The organism is Agromyces solani, assembly GCF_058349925.1.
This window is the reverse complement of the sequence record NZ_JBYRER010000001.1, coordinates 776,196-797,725: the sequence shown is the minus strand read 5'-3', so window position 1 is coordinate 797,725 and position 21,530 is coordinate 776,196. Positions and strand designations below refer to the sequence as shown.

At 74.0% G+C, this 21,530-nt stretch carries 21 protein-coding genes; 8 read left to right on the top strand and 13 right to left on the bottom strand.

Going from position 1 to position 21,530, the window contains the following annotated elements:
• Positions 1-11: 11 nt before the first annotated feature.
• Positions 12-899, bottom strand: a complete 888-nt coding sequence (locus AC3RJ7_RS03695; RefSeq protein WP_491454475.1) for an aminodeoxychorismate lyase — start codon at positions 897-899, stop codon at positions 12-14.
• A 51-nt stretch (positions 900-950) separates the two neighbouring features.
• Between AC3RJ7_RS03695 and AC3RJ7_RS03690 the strand changes: the two genes are divergently transcribed.
• Positions 951-1,868 carry a MerR family transcriptional regulator gene (locus tag AC3RJ7_RS03690; protein WP_491454474.1) on the top strand — a complete coding sequence of 306 codons (918 nt, stop codon included), beginning with the start codon at positions 951-953 and terminating at the stop codon, positions 1,866-1,868.
• Complete coding sequence (locus AC3RJ7_RS03685) at positions 1,865-2,788, top strand: transglutaminase-like domain-containing protein (protein WP_491454473.1); 924 nt, start codon at positions 1,865-1,867, stop codon at positions 2,786-2,788. The genes AC3RJ7_RS03690 and AC3RJ7_RS03685 overlap by 4 nt, the downstream gene beginning before the upstream one ends.
• A 247-nt stretch (positions 2,789-3,035) precedes the next feature.
• Here the strand turns inward: AC3RJ7_RS03685 and AC3RJ7_RS03680 are convergent, their stop codons facing one another.
• The 4 genes from AC3RJ7_RS03680 to AC3RJ7_RS03665 all read right to left on the bottom strand — a co-directional run bounded on the left by AC3RJ7_RS03680 (position 3,036) and on the right by AC3RJ7_RS03665 (position 6,875).
• Positions 3,036-3,674, bottom strand: a complete 639-nt coding sequence (locus AC3RJ7_RS03680; RefSeq protein WP_491454472.1) for a DNA-directed RNA polymerase subunit beta — start codon at positions 3,672-3,674, stop codon at positions 3,036-3,038.
• Between the two features lie 267 nt (positions 3,675-3,941).
• Positions 3,942-4,415, bottom strand: a complete 474-nt coding sequence (locus tag AC3RJ7_RS03675; RefSeq protein ID WP_491454471.1) for a hypothetical protein — start codon at positions 4,413-4,415, stop codon at positions 3,942-3,944.
• Between the two features lie 442 nt (positions 4,416-4,857).
• Positions 4,858-5,562, bottom strand: a complete 705-nt coding sequence (locus tag AC3RJ7_RS03670; RefSeq protein WP_491454470.1) for a response regulator transcription factor — start codon at positions 5,560-5,562, stop codon at positions 4,858-4,860.
• Positions 5,559-6,875 carry a sensor histidine kinase gene (locus AC3RJ7_RS03665; protein WP_491455223.1) on the bottom strand — a complete coding sequence of 439 codons (1,317 nt, stop codon included), beginning with the start codon at positions 6,873-6,875 and terminating at the stop codon, positions 5,559-5,561. The genes AC3RJ7_RS03670 and AC3RJ7_RS03665 overlap by 4 nt, the downstream gene beginning before the upstream one ends.
• Before the next feature lie 157 nt (positions 6,876-7,032).
• Between AC3RJ7_RS03665 and AC3RJ7_RS03660 the strand changes: the two genes are divergently transcribed.
• Positions 7,033-8,184, top strand: a complete 1,152-nt coding sequence (locus AC3RJ7_RS03660; protein ID WP_491454469.1) for a hypothetical protein — start codon at positions 7,033-7,035, stop codon at positions 8,182-8,184.
• Here the strand turns inward: AC3RJ7_RS03660 and AC3RJ7_RS03655 are convergent.
• Positions 8,165-9,214 (bottom strand): LLM class F420-dependent oxidoreductase, encoded by a 1,050-nt coding sequence (locus AC3RJ7_RS03655; protein WP_491454468.1) that lies wholly within the window; start codon positions 9,212-9,214, stop codon positions 8,165-8,167. The two genes, AC3RJ7_RS03660 and AC3RJ7_RS03655, sit on opposite strands and share 20 nt — an antisense overlap.
• Before the next feature lie 192 nt (positions 9,215-9,406).
• Between AC3RJ7_RS03655 and AC3RJ7_RS03650 the strand changes: the two genes are divergently transcribed.
• Positions 9,407-10,582, top strand: a complete 1,176-nt coding sequence (locus AC3RJ7_RS03650) for a MarP family serine protease (RefSeq protein WP_491454467.1) — start codon at positions 9,407-9,409, stop codon at positions 10,580-10,582.
• An 18-nt stretch (positions 10,583-10,600) separates the two neighbouring features.
• Here AC3RJ7_RS03650 and AC3RJ7_RS03645 read toward each other — a convergent pair whose 3' ends face one another.
• The gene (locus tag AC3RJ7_RS03645; RefSeq protein ID WP_491454466.1) at positions 10,601-11,533 is read right to left on the bottom strand and encodes an aldose 1-epimerase family protein; all 933 of its coding nucleotides are present in this window, start codon (positions 11,531-11,533) and stop codon (positions 10,601-10,603) included.
• Positions 11,530-12,381: a DeoR/GlpR family DNA-binding transcription regulator gene (locus tag AC3RJ7_RS03640; protein ID WP_491454465.1), complete on the bottom strand. Its 852-nt coding sequence runs from the start codon at positions 12,379-12,381 to the stop codon at positions 11,530-11,532. The genes AC3RJ7_RS03645 and AC3RJ7_RS03640 overlap by 4 nt, the downstream gene beginning before the upstream one ends.
• Before the next feature lie 83 nt (positions 12,382-12,464).
• Between AC3RJ7_RS03640 and galT the strand changes: the two genes are divergently transcribed.
• Entirely contained in the window at positions 12,465-13,616 is a 1,152-nt protein-coding gene (gene galT, locus AC3RJ7_RS03635; RefSeq protein ID WP_491454464.1) for a galactose-1-phosphate uridylyltransferase, read from the top strand.
• Positions 13,613-14,767, top strand: a complete 1,155-nt coding sequence (gene galK, locus AC3RJ7_RS03630; protein ID WP_491454463.1) for a galactokinase — start codon at positions 13,613-13,615, stop codon at positions 14,765-14,767. The genes galT and galK overlap by 4 nt, the downstream gene beginning before the upstream one ends.
• A gap of 47 nt (positions 14,768-14,814) precedes the next feature.
• Here galK and AC3RJ7_RS03625 read toward each other — a convergent pair whose 3' ends face one another.
• Together AC3RJ7_RS03625 and AC3RJ7_RS03620 are read right to left on the bottom strand one after the other, a co-directional pair.
• Complete coding sequence (locus AC3RJ7_RS03625) at positions 14,815-15,375, bottom strand: dihydrofolate reductase family protein (protein ID WP_491454462.1); 561 nt, start codon at positions 15,373-15,375, stop codon at positions 14,815-14,817.
• Between the two features lie 107 nt (positions 15,376-15,482).
• Positions 15,483-15,995 carry a YbaK/EbsC family protein gene (locus AC3RJ7_RS03620; RefSeq protein WP_491454461.1) on the bottom strand — a complete coding sequence of 171 codons (513 nt, stop codon included), beginning with the start codon at positions 15,993-15,995 and terminating at the stop codon, positions 15,483-15,485.
• An 85-nt stretch (positions 15,996-16,080) separates the two neighbouring features.
• Between AC3RJ7_RS03620 and AC3RJ7_RS03615 the strand changes: the two genes are divergently transcribed.
• Entirely contained in the window at positions 16,081-17,343 is a 1,263-nt protein-coding gene (locus tag AC3RJ7_RS03615) for an APC family permease (RefSeq protein ID WP_491454460.1), read from the top strand.
• Between the two features lie 9 nt (positions 17,344-17,352).
• Entirely contained in the window at positions 17,353-17,886 is a 534-nt protein-coding gene (locus tag AC3RJ7_RS03610; RefSeq protein ID WP_491454459.1) for a gamma carbonic anhydrase family protein, read from the top strand.
• Positions 17,887-17,931: 45 nt separating this feature from the next.
• On the opposite strand, the gene AC3RJ7_RS03605 is transcribed toward AC3RJ7_RS03610, so the two are convergent.
• The 3 genes from AC3RJ7_RS03605 to AC3RJ7_RS03595 are packed head-to-tail and all read right to left on the bottom strand — an operon-like array spanning position 17,932 to position 21,445.
• Positions 17,932-19,311, bottom strand: a complete 1,380-nt coding sequence (locus AC3RJ7_RS03605; RefSeq protein ID WP_491454458.1) for a DUF6716 putative glycosyltransferase — start codon at positions 19,309-19,311, stop codon at positions 17,932-17,934.
• Positions 19,308-20,186, bottom strand: coding sequence for an N-acetylneuraminate synthase family protein (locus AC3RJ7_RS03600; RefSeq protein ID WP_491454457.1), 879 nt, complete (start codon positions 20,184-20,186; stop codon positions 19,308-19,310). Before AC3RJ7_RS03600 ends, AC3RJ7_RS03605 begins: the two co-directional genes overlap by 4 nt.
• On the bottom strand, positions 20,183-21,445 hold the full coding sequence (locus AC3RJ7_RS03595; protein WP_491454456.1) for a cytidylyltransferase domain-containing protein: 1,263 nt from the start codon (positions 21,443-21,445) through the stop codon (positions 20,183-20,185). The genes AC3RJ7_RS03600 and AC3RJ7_RS03595 overlap by 4 nt, the downstream gene beginning before the upstream one ends.
• Between the last annotated feature and the right edge of the window lie 85 nt (positions 21,446-21,530).

Genomic DNA, 21,530 nt, shown 5'->3' with positions numbered 1-21,530 from the left:
GCGACGTGCGCTCAGTCGCGCGGGCTCAGCAGGTACTCGTTGAACCGGCGGGTCTCGGCCGCGTCGAACGGCACCGCGACCCCGTCGAGCGCCGTGACGGCCGCCGCGAGCCGCACGCTCGAGACGAGCCAGATCGCGTCGGCCGTGGCGAGCTCGGCCGCCGGGATGTCGCGGTACACGGTCGTGCGCCCCTCGCGCTCGAGGAACTCGAACAGGCTCTGCTGCGTCGTGCCGCGCAGGATCGCACCGCTCGGCTCGGGCGTCGAGTACACGTCGCCGTGACGCAGGATGACGCTCGACGTCGGCCCCTCCATGACGTAGCCGTCGCTCGAGACGAAGAGGGCATCGTCGGCGCCTCGCCGCTTCGCCTCGCGGATCGCCGCCATGTTCGTCGCGTAGCTCAGCGTCTTCGCCCCGAGCAGCAGCCACGGCGCCGTCGCCGCGGCGTCGTGCGCGAGCCCACGGTCGAGCGAGACGACGCGGATGCCGCGCTCGCGCTCGGCGGTGCGGTCGGCCGCGCGCGACGCGGCGAGCCACGCGGTGGGCGCCGGGCCGTGTTCGACGCCGCGGCTCAGCACGAGCTTGAGGGCGAACTCCCCCGACGTCGGCAGCTCGGCGACGGCCGCGGCGATCGCCGCCCGCCACTGCGCGAGGTTCGGCGCGGGCAGTTCGCAGATCTCCGCCGAGTTGCGCAGCCGTTCGAGGTGCGGCTCGACCTCCTGCGGGTGCCCGTCGACGACGGCGAGGGTCTCGAAGATACCGTCGCCCCGCTGCGTCGACAGTTCGCCGACGCGCAACGCGGGCTCCGAGGCATCCACCGCATGGAAGGTGCGGTCGAGGTCGACCGCCGGAGCGTCGGCGGGGAGCGGTGCGATGAGCAGGGTGACGGTGTCGGGCATGCACCAATGGTAGGCGCCGACGCCTCGCCGTCATGCGCTACCGTACGGTGCATGCACGCGCTCGGCACCGGGGAGATGAGCCGGGCGTCGGGCCTGTCGCTGAAGGCGCTGCGGCTCTACGACGCCGGCGGGCTGCTCGTGCCGGCAGAGGTCGACCCGCGGACGGGCCACCGGCGCTACGCGCCGGGCCAGGTGGTCCGTGCCCGCACCATCGCGACGCTGCGCCGCATCGACCTCCCGCTCGCCGAGATCGGCGAACTGCTCGACGCGCCGCCCGCGGAGGCGCGGGAACGACTGCTCGGGTGGTGGGCGTCGCAGCGCGACGACTTCGCCGCGCGCAGCCAGGCGATCGACCGGATCGCGGCGTCGGCCGAAGGGATCGCCCCCGACGCGGTCGACCTCGATGGGGCGGACTCGGTCTCACGCGACCGGCTCCGCTTCGAGTCGCTGCCCGACACGGCGATCGCGAGCATCACGCGCACCGTCGACCAGGCCGGACTCGTTCCGACCCTGGTCGCCGACGTCGTCGAGCTCCGCCGGCACCTCGAGCGGGAGGGCGCCGTCGCCGGGGCCGGGCACTGGGTGATCTTCCACTCCCCCGTCGGCGTCGAACTGCCGGGGCGCATCGAGACCGCGGTGCCGTTCACGGGGCGTGCGGCGCCGACCAGGGGCATCGGGCTTCGGGTCGAGGCGGCCGCCCGCTACGCCGTCGTCGACGTCGCCGCCCGCGAGGTGGCCTATCCGCTGCTGCTGCGCTTCTACGACGCGGTGCGCGCGGCGGCTCGCCCGGGCGGCGTCGACGAGCAGGGCGGCGAGGGTGCGGTTCCGACCGGCTCGCCCCGCGAGTGGTACCGGGACGCCTGGCCGGACGATCCCGGGGCGACGGCCGTCCGGATCGCGATGCCGGTCGCCGATCACCGCGAGACGCTTGCCCCTGCCCCTGGGGCCGACCCCAGGATGTCGGCATGACCGCATCCCCCTCGCCTGCCGACCACGCCGCCCACTCGCCCTTCTCCGACCCCGGCGCCCACCGGTCCCTCGTCCGGGCGATCGCGCCCGACCTCGCGACGATCCACCGCGCGGCGACCGCGACGATCGCCCACTACCGCGCCGACCCCGTGCCGGCGTCGCCCGACCAGCTCGCCGACATCGATCGGCGCTGGATCTCGTCGATCCTCGACGCCGCCGCGGAACGCGCCGACGGGCCGCTCGACGCCCCCCGGCCGCCCGACCGCCGCGTCGGCGGCTGCTGCCGCGACCACTCGCTCCTCGCCGTGTCGATCCTCCGCGAGCACGGGCTGCCCGCCCGCACGCGGCTCGGGTTCGCCGGGTACTTCACGCCGGGGTACCGGCACGACCACGTCGTCGTCGAGACCCTGCGCGACGGCCGGTGGGTGCGGTTCGACCCCGAGCTCGACCCGGCCGACAACGGCTTCGACGTCCACGACATGCCGACGGGCGTCGGGGCGCCGTTCGAGACCGCCGCCGAGGCGTGGCTCTCGTATCGCACCGGCGCGACCGACGTCGCCGCGTACGGCGTGGCTCCGGGGCATCCCATCGCCGGCCCCTGGATCGTGCACGGCTACGTCCTCGGCGACCTCGCGCACCGCATGCGCACCGAACTGCTGCTCTGGGACGGCTGGGGCGTCATGGATGCCCCGGATGCGCCGCTCGTCGCCGAGGCGCTCGAACTCGCCGACCGGGTCGCCCGGCTGACGGTCGCCGCCGACGACGGGGATGCCTCGGCCGAGTCGACCCTCGCGGAGATCTGGCGCACCGACGAACGGGTTCGTCCCGGGCGGATCGTGACGACGTTCTCGCCGGTGAGGGGCTTCGGCACGACCGATCTCGAGACCCGGGCGACCGAATGGGCGAGCCCTGAGACGTGAAAAGGCCGGCCGCAGAACGCCTCTCGGCGCGAGGCCGCTCGGAGCGGCGAATATTGGAGCCCGGGGTTACTGCGGCCGGCCTCAGACAGTCTAAACGACGTCGGGGGGCGGTTCATTCCCGCCGCCCGCGCCCCGCTCGTCGTGCCGGAGCGTTTCCCGCCTCCGAATGCCGCCGATCCCGCTGAACGTGCCCGTTCGCGCGGCGACGCCCGGTCGGATCGGCCACGCTCGACGACCACGCCGACGATCAGTCGAGCGCGTCGCGTCGCCAGAGCTTCGCACACGACGTGAGCTCGTCGGCGAGCTCGGTCAGGCGCAGCGCACGTCTCGTGAGGGACGCAGACCGGTCGTGGTGCACCGAGTCCGAGGCATCCGCATCGTCGGCGAGGCTCGTGAAGCCCGTCGCACTCACGCGCGCGAACGCTGCTGCGCGCTCGAGCGCGACGGCGAAGTCGCCCGTGAAGACGCCCCGCAGCACGCGGTCGGCGAGGTCGCGGATCTCGGCCGGGCCGGCCGGGGCCGCCGCACCGGCGACGACCTGGTCGATCGTGTGCGAGACCTCGGTGCCGCGGCGGTAGGCGAGGCTCAGCATCTCGGCGTCCTGGCCCATGAGCGTGCGGAGCAGGTAGATGCGCCAGAGCGCCCCGGGCAGGCTCTTCGCCGACGCCCCCGACCACAGCTCGGCGATCGCGTCGATGCCGTGCTCGTCGGTGTAGGCGATGAGCCGGTCGACGATCTCGGGGTCGGGATCGGAGCGGACCCGGGCGAGCAGCGCCTGCGCGGTGTCGTGCGCCGCACGGTTCAGGAGGGCCGGATCCGCTCCGCCGACGAACCCGTCGAACATGCCGGGAGGGAACTTCGTCGGTCGGGGGAAGTCTGCGGCCATTCGGTAGAGGATACTCCGGTCGGTGCGGCGCCGCCGCGATCGGCTCCCCCGGGCGGGGGCCGCCCGCACTGGGGGCTTCGGCCGCTACGCGATCGGCATTAGCCTGCCGGACATGCACACCCGAAGCATTCTCGGGGCGAGCGCCGAGCTGACCGTCATGCCGCTCGAGGGCACCGTGCACCGCTGCTGAGGCGAGCGTGCCCCTCGCCTCCGAGATGGCGAGCGGCCGGACGCCGGACGACCGGCGGCCGGCCGCATCGCCGTCCGCTACGAGGCGAGGCCGTCGCCCTCCAGCCGGCGCATGAGCGCCGATCGCCAGTTGTCGCCCATCCGTTCGTACGTGATCTTCGCGTGGCAGTTGCGGCAGCGCACGTCGCATTTCGCGATCTCCCGCCGGACGCGGTCCCATGAGTACGCAGCCTTGGCCAGCTTCATGACCTCGGCGGACTTCTCGCAGTCTTCACGGTGGTCGAAGTCGAGCACTCTGACATCCGCCTCACCGCAATCGACGCAGGGGTGTGCGAGTAGGTACTCGCCGATGCGCTCGATGTTCGCGGCACGGGTCTTCGCCACCTGAGCCGCCACCGCGGCACGATGCCGGTCGAGGTTCTCGCGGTAGTACCGCTTCGCCCGGGCTCGGTTGCACTCGCGGCAGACGTTCTGCAGACCGTCGGGCGATGCCCGTCGCACGTTGAACGACGAGCGGTCGTAGAACCGTCGACACAACGTGCACTGCTTCATGTCGCGACGTTATCGGGCACCGCCGACGTCGTCGCGACCCTGCGCACGCCCCGCACGGCGAGCCTCGCCCGGCGGGCTGTTAGGCTGACTGACGCCCCCATAGCTCAGTTGGTTAGAGCAACGGACTTCAACAGAAAATAGGAGCGTCGGCGCCGAAATGCGCCGAATGAACGCCGCTGTATGCTGGAACACCCTGAGAGCCCGAGGTACTCGCCGAAAGGCAGTGACAATCCGAGGGATTGGGCGATCAGCAGGTAACCGAAAGGGAACCTCAGAGACTATACGCGGCGCACCTGACCGGCTCGGCCGAAGGTGGTGAGATAGTCCAGACTGCAAGCCGCGCGAGCGGTGGCTGGGGAGACCCAGTGCAGCAGGTTAATCCGTGGGTCGAGAGTTCGAGCCTCTCTGGGGGCACTTCAGTGCATCGGCGGCGAGCGTCCGCTCACCGCGGCACGATCCCCCGCTCGTACGCCCAGATGACGACGTGCACGCGATCGGGCAGGTCGAGCTTCGCGAGGATCGCCTTGACGTGCGTCTTCACGGTGTTGCCCGTGAGGAAGAGCCGCTCGGCGATCTCGTCGTTCGACGCGCCCGTGACCAGCAGCGCGAGGACGTCGCGCTCCCGGCCGGTGAACGGCTCGAGCAGCACCTCGGGGTCGACCGGCGCGGGCGCCCGTGCGACGAAGTCGACGAGGCTCGCCGTCGCGCGCGGGGCGAGGGTCGCGTCTCCGGCGTGCACGGCCCGGATCGCCGCCGCGAGCTCGTCGGCCGAGGCATCCTTGGTCAGGAAACCGCTCGCACCCGCCCGGATCGCCGCGAACACGACCTCGTCGAGGTCGAACGTCGTGAGCACGAGCACCCGGGCGCCGGGGTGCTCCGCGCGAACGCGCTGGGTCGCCTCGATGCCGTCCATCCGCGGCATCCGCACGTCCATGACGATCACGTCGGCGCGGCGCGCCCGCAGTCGCTCGAGCAGCTCGGCGCCGTCGGCGGCCTCGGCGACGAGTTCGAGGTCGTCGTGCGGCTCGAGCATGACGACGAGGGCCGAGCGGATGAGCTCCTGGTCGTCGGCGAGCGCGACGCGGATGCGCGGGACGCGCGGGATGCGCGGGATACGCGGCACGCGCGGGTCGCCCGTCGCCGTCATCGCGCACCACCGTCGGTCGGCGGTGCGCCGAGCGGCAACCGGGCGCGCACGCGCCACCCGGGTCCGTCGACGCGCGGGCCGGCGTCGAGGCTGCCGCCGAGCTGTGCGACGCGTTCGCGCATGCCCGGGATGCCTCGTCCGCCCGCCGTGCCGGCACGGGCCGGATTCGCGCCGGCCTCAGGGGTCGCCGCCGCCGAGCCCGCGATCGGCGCGCCGTCGTCCTCGACGGTCACGACGAGCTCGGCGCCCCAGTCGAGCCCGACGCGTGTGCGGGTCGGCGCGGGTGCGTGGCGGATGACGTTCGTGAGCGCCTCCTGCACGACGCGGTAGACGGTGAGCGCGAGGCCCGGCGGCACGTCGACGGGGTCGCCCGTCTCGACGAGTTCGACGGTGCGCCCGGGCGCCTGGGCGCGCTCGACGAGCGCGTCGAGCCCGTCGAGCCGCGGGCTCGGCTCGCGAAGGGCGGACCCGGCGCCAGGCTCACCTTCTCGTTCGTCGCCGGGTTCGACGAGCGCACCGAGGAGCCCGCGCATGTCGCTGAGCGCCGCGCGTCCGGTCGTCACGACGTGCCCGACCGCGACCCGCGCCCGGTCGTCGTCGCGACCGACGAGCACGCGCGAGGCCTCGGCCTGCGCGACCATGACCGCGAGCGAGTGGGCGATCACGTCGTGCAGCTCGCGGCCGATGCGGCGGCGCTCCTCCGCGGCGGCACGGAACTGCGCCTCGATCCGCAGCTCGGCGGCCTGGGCGATCGCGATCCGCTCCGCCTCCCGCTTGCGCAGCGTCTCGCGCCGGTACCGCCCGAGCGCCCAGGCGACGCCGATGCCGCCCGCGAGCGAGCCCGCGAGGGCGAACGCCGTGCCGGGGCTCGCGACCATCGCCGCATCGCTCGAGCGCTCCGAGACGACCACGACCCCCGTGATGACGCCGGCGCCGGCGAGGCCGAGCCCGAGCGCCGCACGGCCGGCGACGAGGTCGTCACCGGCCGCAGCCGCGTACACGAACACGAGGTAGGCGAGCGAGCTCGCCTGCAGCACGGCGAGCCCCGGCATGCCGGGCAGGCTCAGCGCGGCGAGTGCGAGCATGAGCGCGGATGCCGCCGCGATCGACGTGCGCGGAAGCCGTCGCCGGACGACGACGACCAGGTGCAGCATCCCGTAGCACGCGAGTACGATCGCCGCCCACGTGCCGTGACCTCCGCCGGCCTCGCCGAGTACTTCGACCACTGTGAACGGCAGCAGCGCGCCCGCGACGACGGCCGCCGTGACGAGGTCGGCCGTTCCCGGCGCACGCGACTCCCCCGAGGCATCCATCACCGGGCCAACGCTACCGGCCGCGATTCGCGCGCATCTCACCCGAGCGGGTGAGGCGGGCCGCGCGCGGCAGCCGCGAGGCTGGCGGAGCCGGACCGCGAACCGCGTTCGGCGGGCGCCGCAACGGCCCCCATCCGACGAGGTACAGGAGCACATGATGACCTCCCTCCGCGAATCCACCGGCACCGCATCGGTGCCCGCGACGGCGCGGCCGCAGCGATGGCTCGCCGCGAGCGCGCTGGTCGCGTCGCTCGCGATCGCCGCGCTCGGCACGGCCTGGTGGCTCGTGCCCGAGTCCGACCCGTTCGTCACGGCCTCGTCGCGCAGCCTCGCGAGCGCCGTGCTCGACCCGATGCAGTTCGCGGCCGCCACGATCGCGACGGGGATCGTCGGCGTCGTCGCCGCCGTCGCGCTCCTCGCCCGCGGCCCGCGCGAGCCCTCGGCCCCGTTCACCGCGGCGGTGATCGCCGCACTGCTCGCCCTCGCCGTGACGCTCGTGCTCGGCGATGCCGGCACGATCACGTTCGCCGGCTACGTGTTCGGATTCTGCTCGGTCGTCGCGGGGGTCGCGACGACCGCGGTGCTGCTCGTCCGGGCGCCGAAGCTCGGCGTCCCGCTGCTCGTGCTGCTCGTCGCGCTCCTCGCCGTCGCGGTGTCGTGGGCCGGCCTCACGTGGGAGGGCGTCGCCGCCTTCCTCGAGAAGTTCGGCACCGCGCTCGTCGCGAACGCCGGGCTCATCGCGATCTCGGCGGTCTCGGTCGTCGCGGTGCTCGCGTGGACGGCCATCGCGGTGATCGTCGGCCGCAGCACCCGCGAGGTGCGGCACTTCGAACGGTGGCTCGTGCGGCACCGCCGGGTGCTCACGGTGCTCGCCGCACTCGGGCCGGTGCCGTACGCCGTCGTCCGCGCGAGCTGGCTCACGCCATGGCCGCTGTTCGCACCGGCGGCCGACGAGCTCTCGCCCGCCATGCTCACGACCGGGCTCATGCTCGGCGCCGGCGCGGTCGCCGCGTGCGTGCTCACGCTCGGACTGATCCTGCCGTGGGGGCTCGTCTTCCCCGCCTGGATGCCCCGGATCGGCGGCCGGCCGGTACCGGCACGCCTCGCGATCGTGCCCGGGCTCGCCGCGGCGACCGCCATCACGATCTCGGCCGTGCCGATGCTGATCGTCGCGGCGGGCAGCCCGACGCTCGGCGAGGCGGTCGTGTTCGACCTCGTCCTGCCGTTCTGGTTCTGGGGGCCGACGCTCGCGCTGGCCGTGTGGGCGTACGCGGCGTGGCGCCGGGAGCTCAGCCGACCAGGCGCCTGAACCCGGCCATGAGCGCGACGCGCTCGGCCGAGTCGCGCGCGAGCGGGGTGACGGCGAGGGTCGTCACCCCGCTCGCGGCGAACGCCGCGACGCGCTCGGCGACGTACGACGCCGGTCCGATGAGCGAGATGGCGCGCACGAGCTCGTCGGGCACCGCGGCGACGGCCTCGGGCTTGCGACCGTCGAGGTAGAGGTCCTGGATGTGCGCGGCCTCGGCCTCGAATCCGTAGCTCGCGATGAGGTCGTTGTAGAAGTTCTTGCCGCGCGCGCCCATGCCGCCGACGTAGAGGGCGAGCTGCGGCTTCGCCGCGGCGAGCGCCATCGCCTCGAGCTGCGGGTCCTCGGTGATCGCGAGCGCGGGGCTCGCGAACACGTCGAGGGGCGCGAGCGCCTGGTCGCGCTTCGCGGCGCCCGCGGCGAGCGCGGCGCCCCACACGTCGCCCGCTCGCTCGGGGTGGTAGAACATCGGCAGCCAGCCGTCGGCGATCTCGGCGGTCTGCTCGACCGACTTCTGGCCGAGCGACGCGACCGTGATCGGGATGCGCTCGCGTACCGGGTGGTTGATGAGCTTCAGCGGCTTGCCGAGCCCCGTGCCCTCGCCCGCCGGCAGCGGGATGGTGTAGTTGCGGCCCTCGTGCACGACGGGCTCGCGCCGCCACGTCATGCGGCAGACGTCGATGATCTCGCGGGTGCGGCCGAGCGGCGCGTCGTAGCGCACGCCGTGGAAGCCCTCGATCACCTGGGGACCCGACGCGCCGATGCCGAGCTCGAACCGCCCGCCCGACACGTAGTCGAGCCCCGCCGCGGTCATCGCGGTGAGCGTCGGCGTGCGCGTGTACAGCTGCAGGATGCCGCTCATGAGCGTGAGCCGCTCGGTTCGCGCGGCGAGGAATCCGAGCTGGCTGACCGCGTCGAACGAGTACGCCTCGGGCACGGCCACGAGATCGACGCCGGATGCCTCGAGCTCGGCGACCTCGTCGGCCGCTTCGCGGAAGCCGCCCGCGTAGTTCAGGAACATGCCGACGCGCATCCGTCACTCCTCATCGTGTGGGGTTCGTGCAAGCGCCCGGCGACGTGCGCACGGGCACCTCAGAGGCTATCGAACGCCCGCGGCGCGGCCTCGCCGGTTGTGGGGTTCCGACGACCCTCAGGTTGCTCCGAGTCGGATGCCGCAGGCTGGACTCCAAACGACTGCCGCAACGACTCGATGGGAGGGCGATCCGTGAGCTGGAGCCTCGTGCTCGACATCGTGCTCGTGCTCGTCTTCATCGGCGCCGCGGTCAACGGGTGGCGCGCGGGCCTGCTGCGCAGCGCGGCGGGGCTCATCGGCCTCGTCGCGGGCGGGGTCGCCGCCTGGTTCGTCATGCCGTGGCTCGCGGGGCTCATGCCGCTGCCGGAGCTGCGCGCGACGGTCGCGATCGCCGCCGCGCTCGTGCTGCTCTCGCTCGGCGCCTGGCTCGGCGCCGTCGTCGGGCGGTCGCTGCGCCGCGGTGCGCACAAGGCCAAGCTCGGCGTGCTCGACCGGGTGCTCGGCGTGCTCGGCAACCTCATCGTGACCGCGTTCGTGATCGCGCTCGTCGCCTCCGGCGTCTCGGCGATGGGCGTGCCGGTGCTGTCGCCCGCCGTCGCCGGGTCGACCGTCGTCCGTGCGCTCGACCAGGTCACGCCGCCCCCGGCGAAGTCGGCCCTCGCGGAGCTCCGTGCTGCGGCACTGGGCGAAGGACTGCCGTGGCTCGTCGACGTGCTCGACACGCCACTGCCGACCGATCCCCCGCCGCAGGGCGGGGTCGACTCGCCGGCGATCGCCGAGGCGTCGCGGTCGGTCGTGCGCATCACCGGCACCGCGTTCCAGTGCGGCAGCAACGTCTCGGGGTCGGGATTCGTCGTCGCCGACGACCGCATCGTGACGAACGCCCACGTCGTGGCGGGCGTCGACGAGCCGATCGTCGAGGCGCCGGGCCTGCCCGCCGTCCTCGGCCGGGTCGTCGCGTTCGATTCCGAGCACGACCTGGCGATCATCGCGGTCGACGGGCTCGACGCTCCGGCACTGCCGATCGACGAGCCCGCCGTCGGCGACGAGGTCGCGGTCGCGGGATACCCGTTCGGCGGGCCGCTCGAGCTGCGGCCCGGACGCGTCGCGGCGAGCGGCCCGGTCAGGATCACGACCGACGGGGCCACGTCGACCCGCGACATCGTGACGCTCTCGGCGGAGGTCGACCACGGCAACTCCGGCGGGCCGCTGCTCGACGCCGACGGCGAGGTCGCCGGCGTCGTCTTCGCCCGCTCCGAGACGGTCGCGACCGTGGGGTTCGCCGTTCCCGTGTCGACGCTCGCGCCGCTCGCGGCCGAGGCATCCGCCCTCGACGATGCCGTGGACTCGGGGGCGTGCGCGGCCTGAACCGACCGCTGCGCGGGGTCAGTCGGCGGTGAAGCCCTCGAAGCGGATGCCCCAGCTGAGCTGCCACTCCTCGCCGGGGTCGAGCCAGCGCAGGCCGCGACCCGAGTTGAACGCCTCGGCAGGCGCGGTCATCGGCTCGATCGCGATCGCGACGTCGCCGTTCTCGCCCGGGAACTCGCGCGACGTGTACACCTGCACGTAGCCGAACTCGTCGTCGGCCCACACCGAGACGCTGCGTCCGTCGGGCGCCGTGAGCGTGTGCAGCACCCGGCCGTCGTCGCTCGCGAGCTCGCCGAAGGCGTCGTCGAGGCGGACGTCGCCGACGCGCCGGCCCTCGCGGAAGTCCCACTCGGTGCCGTCGACCGGCACCTCGCCCGTCGGCAGCAGCCGCTCGTCGACCTCGATGTGGCTCGCGGCGTCGAGGCGGAGGACCAGGTCTTCGGTGCGCACGCCGCCGATCTTCAGGTACGGATGCGTGCCGAGCGCGACCGGGGCGGCGTCGGCGCCGAGGTTCTCGACGAAGTGCGTGACCCGCAGGCCGTCGGCGACGAGCTCGTAGTGCACGGCCGTGCCGAGCAGGAACGGGTAGCCGAGCTGCGGGTAGATGCGTGCGGCGAGCGTCACCGAGTCGCGCTCGCGGTCGACGGCCGTGTACTCCGTGTAGCGCAGCAGGCCGTGGATGGCATTGCCCCGGGCCGGCTCGGTGATCGCGAGCTGGTGGTCGACGCCGTCGTGGCTCCACCGGCCGTCGCGGATGCGGTTGGGCCACGGTGCGAGCACGATGCCGGCGCCCATCGGCGGCGACTGGTCGTCGCCGTACGGCGGTACGAGGTCGATGCCGTTGATGCTGAGGCCGCGGAGCCCGGCGGCCACGGCCGTGACGGTGGCCCGGATCTCGCCGCTCGACGTCGTCGTCTCGAGCTCGAACTGCTCGCCCGTGGGAAGGGTCATGGACCAACTCTAGGGTCTGCGTCGGGCGCGTGCGCGGTGACGACCGCGAGCCCCGCCTCCTCGAGCTCGGCGACGACCGGGCGCGGGGCCGAGGCATCCGTGACGAGTTCGTCGAACGCGTCGACGGGGCCGACGCGGCCGAGGTGCACCTCGCCGACCTTCGACCCGTCGGCGACGACGATGGCGCGCGCGGCACGCTGCAGCATGAGCGCCTTGACCTGGGCCTCCGGCAGGTTCGCGTTCGTGACGCCGTGCACCGGGTCGACCCCGTTGCAGCCGATGACGGCGAGGTCGACGTGCACGTCGCGCAGCATCGATCCGGCCAGCGGGTCGACGAGCGAGTGCTGGCGCGGGCGCAGGGTGCCGCCGGTGACGACGACCTGGAACCGGGGGATCTCGCTCTCGAGCTCCAAGGCGATCGAGAGCCCGTTCGTGAACACGACGACGTCGTCGAGATCGGTGCGCTGCGTGAGGGCGCGGGCGACCTGCAGCGTCGTCGTGCCCACGTCGAGGATGAGGCTCTGGCCGCTGCGCACGAGCCCGGCCACGTGCGCGCCGATGCGTCGCTTCGGCTCGACGGACGCCTCGAGCGCCTCCTCGAAGCTCGGCTCGCGCTCGGGCCGGTCGACGCCGGGCGCCCCGGCGGGCACGGCCCCGCCGTGGACGCGGCGGATCACGCCCTGACGCTCGAGCGCGTCGAGGTCGGCGCGAGCGGTGACCGTCGTCACCCCGAACGCCCGGCTCAGTTCGGCGACACGCACGAACCCGCGTTCGGCGACGAGCGCACGCGCGAGCTCACGACGCCGAGGGGCATCGACCTGGGCGTCGAGGCGGGGTTGCTCGTCCATACCGGAATCATCCGTTCTCGACGGCGACTTTGCAATACGAAAGCGGTTTGTTTGCGAAACGAAAGTCGCGTAGGGTGTGCGGCGTGACCGACACCCCTGCCTCCGACCCGCGCATCGCCGTGCAGCGCACGCGGCTCGCCGACGGGCGCGAACTGATCTACTTCGACGACGCCGACACCGAACTGCCCGCCGAGCGGGCGATCGACGAGCGCGAGCTCGGCCCCCGCCCCGCGACGGCCGAGATGCGGCAGGACGTGCTGACGGGCGAATGGATCTCGATCGCCGCGGCCCGCCAGCACCGCGTCGTGCTGCCGCCCGCCGAGCTCGATCCGCTCGCCCCGCAGGCGCCGGGCAATCCGTCGGAGATCCCGAGCCGGTACGACGTCGCGGTGTTCGAGAACCGCTCGCCGTCGTTCGGCCCCGAGCTCGCCGGGACGGCCGACCCGTCCGGACCCCACGCACCGGACGACTCGCTCGCCGAGCTGCGCCGGGTCGGGCTCGAGCGCCGCCTGCCGTCGGTCGGCCGGTGCGAGGTCGTCTGCTTCAGCCCCGAGCACGAGGGCTCCTTCGGCACGCAGACGGTCTCGCGGGCCCGAACCGTGATCGAGGCGTGGGCGCACCGCACCGCCGAGCTCTCGGCGCTGCCCGGCGTGCAGCAGGTGTTCCCGTTCGAGAATCGCGGTCGCGAGATAGGGGTGACCCTGGGGCACCCGCACGGCCAGATATACGCCTACCCGTACGTGACCCCGCGCACCGAGCGGCTGCTCGCGTCGATCGACGCGTACGGCCCGACCCTCGTCGCCGACCTGCTCGACCGCGAACTCGGCGGCCCGCGGGTCGTCCTCGCGGGCGAGCACTGGAGCGCCTTCGTGCCGTTCGCGGCACGGTGGCCGATCGAGGTGCACCTGCTCCCCCATCGGCAGGTCCCCGACCTCGCGGCGACGACGCTCGACGAGCGCGACGAGCTCGCGGTCCTGTACCGGCGCCTCCTGCGCGGGGTGGACCGCCTCTACGACACGCCGACGCCGTACATCGCGGCGTGGCACCAGGCGCCCGCGCACGAGCGCCGCGACGAGGTGCGCCTCATGCTGCAGCTCACGAGCCCGCGGCGCGGCGCCGACAAGTTGAAGTTCCTCGCCGGCTCGGAGGCCGCGATGGGAGCATGGGTCGGGGACGTCCCGCCCGAAGCACAGGCCGAGGCGCTTCGCGCCGCGATCGAAGGAGCCGCAGAATGACCGTCGCCGACGCCGCCCACGGGTTCGCCGAGTGGTTCGGCCGACGACCGGCAGGGGTGTGGTCGGCGCCTGGCCGGGTGAACCTCATCGGCGAGCACACCGATTACAACGACGGCTTTGTGTTCCCGTTCGCGATCGACCGTCGCACGGCGGTCGCGCTGGGCGACCGCGACGATCGGGTGCTGCGCGTGGCGACGAGCCACGAGCCCGAGGCGGTCGAGATCCGCCTCGACGACCTCACGCCCGACGCCGTGTCGGGCTGGGCCGCGTATCCGCTCGGCGTCGCCTGGGCGCTGCGCGAGTCGGGCGCCGACCTCGACCACGCCCGAGGCGTCGACCTCTACATCACCTCCGACGTGCCGATCGGCGCGGGCCTGTCGAGCTCGGCGGCGATCGAGTGCGCCGTCGCGCTCGCACTCGACGAGCACTGGGGCCTCGGGTTCGACCGGCCGACGCTCGCGAAGGTCGGCCGCCTCGCCGAGAACCGCGTGGTGGGTGCCCCGACCGGCATCATGGACCAGACCGCATCGCTGCTCGGCGAGGTCGACTCGGCCGTCTTCCTCGACTGCCGCAGCCTCGATGCCGACGTGATCCCCCTCGGCCTGGCCGCCGAGGGCCTGTCGATCGTCGTCGTCGACACACGGGTCGCGCACGCCCACGCGTCCGGGGGCTACGCCGCGCGCCGGGCGTCGTGCGAGGCGGGCGCGCACGGCCTCGGGGTCGAGTCGCTGCGCGAGGTGCGGGTCGACGACCTGCCCCGCGCGGCCGAGCTGCTCGACGACGAGACGTTCCGCCGGGTGCGCCACGTCGTGACCGAGAACCAGCGCGTGCTCGACACCGTGCGCACCCTCCGCGAGCACGGTGCGGGCGCGATCGGCCCCCTGCTGGACGCCTCGCACGTCTCGATGCGCGACGACTTCGAGATCTCGGTGCCCGAACTCGACCTCGCCGTCGCGACCGCGCAGTCGTCGGGCGCGATCGGCGCCCGCATGACGGGTGGCGGGTTCGGCGGCGCGGCGATCGCGCTCGTGCCCGACGCCCTCGTGCCGGAGCTGACCCGCGCCGTCGCCGCCGCCTTCGCCGAACACGGAAGTCGCGAGCCGGTGATCTTCACGGTCCGCGCCTCGGAGGGCGCCCGCCGCGACGCATGACTCACGGCGGGCCCGCATCGGCCCGCGCCCGTGGCCGCGTCGAGTCGCTACTCGCGTGGTTTGTATCGCACGGCGACCGCGCCCGACCGGAACTCACGGCGCTCCACGAGCTCGAGCCGGACGCGCTCGTGCAGGCCGGCGAGCAGCGTCGGCCCGTGCCCGGCGAGCACGGGCTGCACGACGAACACGTACTCGTCGATCAGTCCGAGGTCGGCCAGCGCGCGCGGGAGCGTCACGCCGCCCACGAACAGGCCCTCGCCCGGCTCCTGCTTGAGACGCCGGACCGCCTGCCCCAGGTCGCCTCGCACCAGCTCGGCGTTCCAGTCGACCCCGCCCAGCGTGCTCGACACGACGTGCTTCTTCGCCCGGTCGATGGTCTCGGCGAACGGGATCTCCCACTCGTCCATCCAGTCGGGCCACGTACCGGTGGCGGGCTTCCGCCAGGCCGACTCCATCATCTCGTAGGTCACCCGGCCGAAGAGCAGGGCATCGGCCCGTTCCAGCTCCGCGGTCCAGTAGCGCATCGACTCCTCGTCGGGCGGGAGCCCCGCCTCGTGATGGCAGCAGCCGTCGAGCGTGACGTTGATCGAATATCGGAGTGGTCTCATCTCGTCGTCTCCCTCGATGCGAGCACGGCGTCCTCCCCGGACCGTACCAAGTGCCGCGCCCGTCCGGTCGTCTCGGCGCGGTGCGGCGCCGGGAGACCGCCCCGCGGTCAGTCGACGGGCGACGGTTCGCGGGCCGGCTCGACCGCGCGGGGCGTGCCGCCGGTGATGCGCACGAGGTCGGCGAACGTGGTCGGGAACACGGTCTTGGCGTGCCCGGCGGCGGCCCAGACGACCGGATGGGCGGCGAGGTCGGTGTCGACGATCGTGCGCACCGGGGCCGGATGGCCGATCGGGGCGACACCGCCGATGACCTGGCCCGTCGCCTCCTTGACCGTCTCCTTCGACGCACGGCGGATGACGCCACCGAGCTCCGACCCCAACCACTCCGTGTCGACGCGGTGGGCGCCCGACGTGAGCACGAGGATCGGCTCGCCGTCGAGCGTGAAGACGAGCGAGTTCGCGATCTGCCCGACCTCGACGCCGAGGGCCTCGGCGGCCAGCTGGGCCGTCGTCACGGCGTCGTCGAACCACACGATCTCGGGCTCGAGCCCCTGCGCGGCGAGGGCGGCGGCGACGCGGTCGACGGCCTGATGCGACGGTGCGGACGAGGGTGAGCTCATCTCCCGATCCTACGGCTCCCCCGCCGGGCGGTGCCGCGCGACGGGCGGCCACGAACGAGACATCCCGATGGCGTAGAGTTCGCGCGTGTCACAGCCCTCCCTCGCCCGCCGACTCGGACTCCGCGACGCGGTCGTCATCGGTCTCGCCGCCATGATCGGCGCCGGCGTCTTCGCCGCCTTCGCCCCTGCCGCCGCCGCCGCGGGATCGGGCCTCCTCATCGGACTCGCGATCGCCGCCCTCGTCGCCTTCGCCAACGCGAGCTCGACGGCGCAGCTCGCGGCCCGATACCCGGAGTCGGGCGGCGCCTACCGGTACGGGCGCGAGCGGCTCGGTGCCTGGCCCGGATTCCTCGCCGGCTGGGGATTCGTCATCGGGAAGACCGCGAGCTGCGCCGCGATGGCCATGACCTTCGCCGCCTATCTCGTGCCGCCCGCCTGGCAGCGCCCGGTCGCCGCCGTCGCCGTCATCGTGCTCGCCGCCGTCAACCTGCGCGGCATCACCCGAACGGCGCGCGCGGCGAGCGTCATCGTCGCGGCGGTGCTCGGCGTGCTCCTGCTCGTCGTCGCCGCGGGCGCCGGTCCGCTCCTCCAGGGCGGAATCCCCGTCGACGGCCTGCTCGACGCCGGGTGGCCGGGCATCCTGCAGTCGGCCGGCCTGCTGTTCTTCGCGTTCGCCGGTTACGCCCGCATCGCGACCCTCGGCGAGGAGGTGCGCGACCCCGAGCGCACGATCCCCCGCGCCATCCCCATCGCCCTCGGCATCGCCGTCGCCCTGTACGCCCTCATCGGTTCGGTGCTGCTGGCCACCCTCGGCGCCGACGCGCTCGCGACGTCGACCGCGCCCCTCGTCGACCTCGTCGACGACGTCGGCTGGAGCTGGGCCGCCCCGATCGTGCGCATCGGCGCCGCGGCCGCCGCCCTCGGCGCGCTCCTGGCGCTCATCGCGGGGATCGGCCGCACCGCCCTCGCCATGGCGCGCGACGACGAACTGCCGCGCCCCCTCGCGGCGGTGCATCCGCGGTTCCGGGTGCCGCACGTGGCCGAGATCACCGTCGCCGTCGCCGTCGTCGCCCTCGTGCTGACCGTCGACCTGCGCGATGCGATCGGGTTCAGCTCGTTCGGCGTGCTCGGCTACTACCTCGTCGCGAACCTCGCGGCGATCACGCAGCCCGCCAACGAACGGCGCGTCCCCCGCGCCCTCTCCGCGCTCGGCGCCATCGGCTGCGTCGTGCTCGTGGTCACGCTGCCGCCCGTCGCCATCGCGGCCGGTGCCGCGGTCTTCGCCGTCGGCATCGCGTGGCGGCTCGTCGTCCGGGCGCTCCTCAGGCGCCGCGACGGCCGCCGCTAGGCTGTCGCCATGTCCGTCGATCCCAGCGCACGCATCATCACCCTGGCCGGCATCGCCGCCCCCGCACTCGCCGACGACGCCTTCGTCGCCGCCGGCGCCGTGATCGTCGGCGACGTCCGCCTCGAGCCGGGGTCGAGCGTCTGGTACAACGCGGTCCTGCGCGCCGAGGCCGAATCCATCGTGCTCGGCGCGGACTCGAACCTGCAGGACACGGTCGTCTGCCACGTCGACGCCGGCTTCCCGCTCACCGTCGGCCGCCGGGTCTCGGTCGGGCACGGCGCCGTGCTGCACGGGTGCACCGTCGAGGACGACAGCCTCGTCGGCATGAACGCCACCGTGCTGAACGGCGCCGTCATCGGGGCGGGCTCGCTCGTCGCCGCGGGCGCCGTCGTGCTCGAAGGCACCATCGTGCCGCCCGGCTCGCTCGTCGCCGGGGTGCCCGCCAAGGTGCGGCGGGAGCTCAGCGAGGCCGAACGCGAGGGCATCCGGCGCAACGCCGCCGCCTACCTGACCCACGTCGGAGAGCACACCGCCGGCGACTGAGCGGTCGAGCCCTGCGGGGCTCGAGCGGTCCCCCGGCGGGCCGACTCACGCCGCGTCGACGAGGACGGGAGCCGGCTCCGGACCGGCGAACCGTCGCCGAACCGCCCGTGCCCGGCGCACCGCCCACCGCGACGGGATCGCGACCGCCATCGAGACCGCCCCGGCGACCGAGCGGTCGTAGCGCCCGAGCATGCGCTTGCGCTCGAACGCACGACGCAGGGCGCCGCCGGCGAGGTCGTAGCGGCGCACCCGCACGGGCAGCCGGCCGTCGGACCGCTCGACGACGAGCGCCTCGAGGGCTCCGGCCCAGTCGTCGGCGCCGGTGCCGTGGAAGTAGTTGTCGTCGAGCCATCCCGGAGCGGGCCGCCGGCCCGCCCACTCGGCGACCGCCCGGCCGTCGCCGAACAGGCCGCTGCCCTCGAACGCGGTGTTGATGAGCTGCGGGCCGACCCCGAACTCGTCGACGAGGATCGCGGGGACCCCTGACGCCACCGCCTCGAGCACGGCGGTCGAGCTCACGGTGACGAGCACGGCCGCGCGCTCGAGTTGCCGCGCCATCGGGCCGTCCTCCACGACGAGGTTCGGCGGCAGGCTGCCGCCCAGCCGCTTCCGCACGGCCGGGTCGCCGAGCAGGTCCGCGTAGTCGTGCGCCTCGGCGTGGGTCTGGGCCTCGCCGCGGCGGGCACGCACCTTCACGACGACGCGTCGCCCCGGTCGCCGACGGGCCGCGTCGGCGAGCCAGCCGAGCATCCGCACGCGGTCGTCGAGCTCGGCCGGGACCTTGGCCTGCGCGGCGAACACGAGGTCGCCGTCGGCGGGCGACATGGCCGGCCGCTCCGGCGCCGAGGCATCCCCGTCGCCGGTCGCCCCGTCGGCGTGCGAGGCGACCGCGAGGAACGGCAGTGTCGCGAGACCGAAGCGGACGTCGATGCCGAGGGCGTCGGCGAGCGCCTCGAACTCGCGCACCTCCCGGCGGCTGTGCAGCACGACGAGGTCGACCTGCTCGCGGTAGATCACGGCCTTCGGCACCGCGGGGATGGTGAGGCCGGGGAACCCGCTCATGATCACCGGGCGGTCCGGCAGCGCGCCGACCATGGGGGCGACCACCCGCACGAGCGGTCCTCGCAGGGCGAGCATGACCGCGTCGGGGCGCCGTGCGAGGAGCCGGCGCTCGAGCGAGGCGAGGCTGATCCGACGCACGCTCTTCGGGTGGAACGTCGACCCGGCCAGCGCCGCGCCGAGTTGACGGTCGCTCGGCAGGACGGGCGTCGTGACCAGCAGGAGCTCCGCCCCCCAGCCGTCGGGCAGGCGCGAGGCGAACGACGCCCCCCACTTGACGTACGAATCGGAGTCCGCGACGACGACGAGCCGCCGGCGCGCGCCGCGCGGCGCAGACGGACGCCCCGACGCGGACGTCTCGCTCACAGCGCCGGCACGCGGCGGAGCTTCGCTCGCGGCGCCTCCTCGCCGGGGAAGACGCGCTTCACGCCGTCGCCCATCGCCTCGCCGATGACGCGGATGTCGCGCACGAGGTGCTCGAAGCCCGCCGGCTCGAGCGAGGCGGCCTGGTCGGAGCCCCACATCGCGCGGTCGAGCGTGATGTGGCGCTCGACCGCGACGGCGCCGAGCGCGACCGCGGCGAGCGAGATCTGCAGGCCGCGCTCGTGCCCCGAGTACCCCACGGGCACGCCCGGGTAGCGCCGGCGCAGCGTGTCGATCGTGCGCAGGTTCGCCTCCTCCGGCGGCATCGGGTAGCTCGACGTAGCGTGCATGAGCACGAGCCGCTCGGTGCCGAGCACCTCGACGGCCCGGTCGATCTCCTCGAGCGTCGACATGCCGGTCGAGCAGATGACGGGCTTGCCCGTCGCGGCGAGCGCCTCGAGCAGCGCGAGATCGGTGATCGATGCCGACGCGACCTTGTGCGCGACGACGTCGAGGCGCTCGAGGAACGCGACCGAGGGCACGTCCCACGGCGAGGCGAACCAGTCGAGGCCCGAGCGCATCGCATACGAGGCGATCTCGAGGTACTCCGACTCCCCGAACTCGACCCGGTGGCGGTACTCGAGGTAGCTCATCGTGCCCCACGGGGTCTCGCGCGGGACATCCCGCATGTGCTCGGGCGTCGCGATCTCGGGAGTGCGCTTCTGGAACTTGACCGCCTGCGCGCCCGCCTCGACGGCCACGTCGATGAGGCGCTTGGCGACCTCGACGTCGCCGTTGTGGTTGAGGCCGATCTCGCCGATCACGTAGACCGGTTGACCCGGGCCGATGAGCGATCGGCCGATGCGGACGGTGTTCATGCGAGGGCTCCCTGCGGTGTCGATCGATCTGCGGACGGTGCGATCGGGGCTGAGTCCCCGTCGATGGGCGCGGCGCCCCGCTCGCGGGACGCGAGCACGAGTTCGGCGAGCTCGCGGACGGCGCCGTCGCCGCCCCGCGCCTCGAGGACGAGGCGGGCGGCATCGCGGACGGCGGGCACCGCGTCGGCCACGGCGAGGGGCCAGCCGACGAGCGCCATGGCGGGCAGGTCGCCGACGTCGTTGCCGAGGTACGCGATGCGATCGAGCGGGATGCCTCGGGCCTCGGCCCACTCGGCGAGCGCCGGCGCCTTGTCGTGCATGCCCTGGAGCACGTCGACCTCGAGCTTCGCCGCGCGCGCGGCCACCACGCGGTTCGTCTCCGCGGAGAGGACGAGCACCGGGATGCCGGCCGCGTGCAGGCGGGCGACGCCCTGCCCGTCGCTGCGGCTCACCCGCACGAGTTCGCGACCCTCGGTGTCGATCCACGCGGTGTCGTCGGTGTGCACGCCGTCGAAGTCGGTGACGACCGCGTCGACGTCGACGACCCGGGCCGGCCGGTCGATGAGGTCGACGAGCGCCCGCGCGATGACGAGGTCGGCCGCCGTGTCGATGTCGACGCCGTGCAGGGGCGGCACGACCTGCGGCGCGATGCGGCCGAAGAACCGGTGCCGGGCGGCCCGGAAGCCCGCGGTGCGCATCGCCGTGAAGGCCCCCGTCTCGCGGAACTCGGGCTCGCGCTCCTGCCGCCGGTGCCGCACGGCGGCGTCGTGGTTGGCGCCGAAGACCGAGCCGTCTCCGGCGGCCCGCCACACGAACGCGTGGCTCTCGACGGCCGCGAACACGCTGTCGGCCTCGTGGCTCGCGACCCGGGCGACCGCCGCGTCGAGGTCGGAGGGATCGATGAAGGGCGATGTCGCCTGCACGAAGAGCGTCACCGGAGGCAGCGGCCCCTCGATCTCGAGCTCGTCGAGCGCGTGCAGCAGTGCCGACTCGCTCGCCGCGGTGTCGCCCGCGAGGTCGGCCGGCCGGTCGACGACGGCGGCGCCGGCGGCCCGCGCGACGCGGGCGATCTCCTCGTCGTCGGTGGAGACGACCACGGCGGTGACGCTGCGCGCGGCTCGGGCGGCGGCGACGGCGCGGCCGACGAGCGAGACCCCGCCGAGCCGCATGAGGTTCTTGCCCGGCAGGCCCTTCGACCCGCCGCGCGCCGGAATGATCGCGACGGCGGCGCCGCGCTGATCGGTCTTCGACTCGGCCATGCGGGCAGGCTACGGAGCCGAGGTGGCGCCGGAGTGGCGCGTGGGTGAACGGTTCGCCACCTGGCGCGGGCGCGGCCGGATCGGC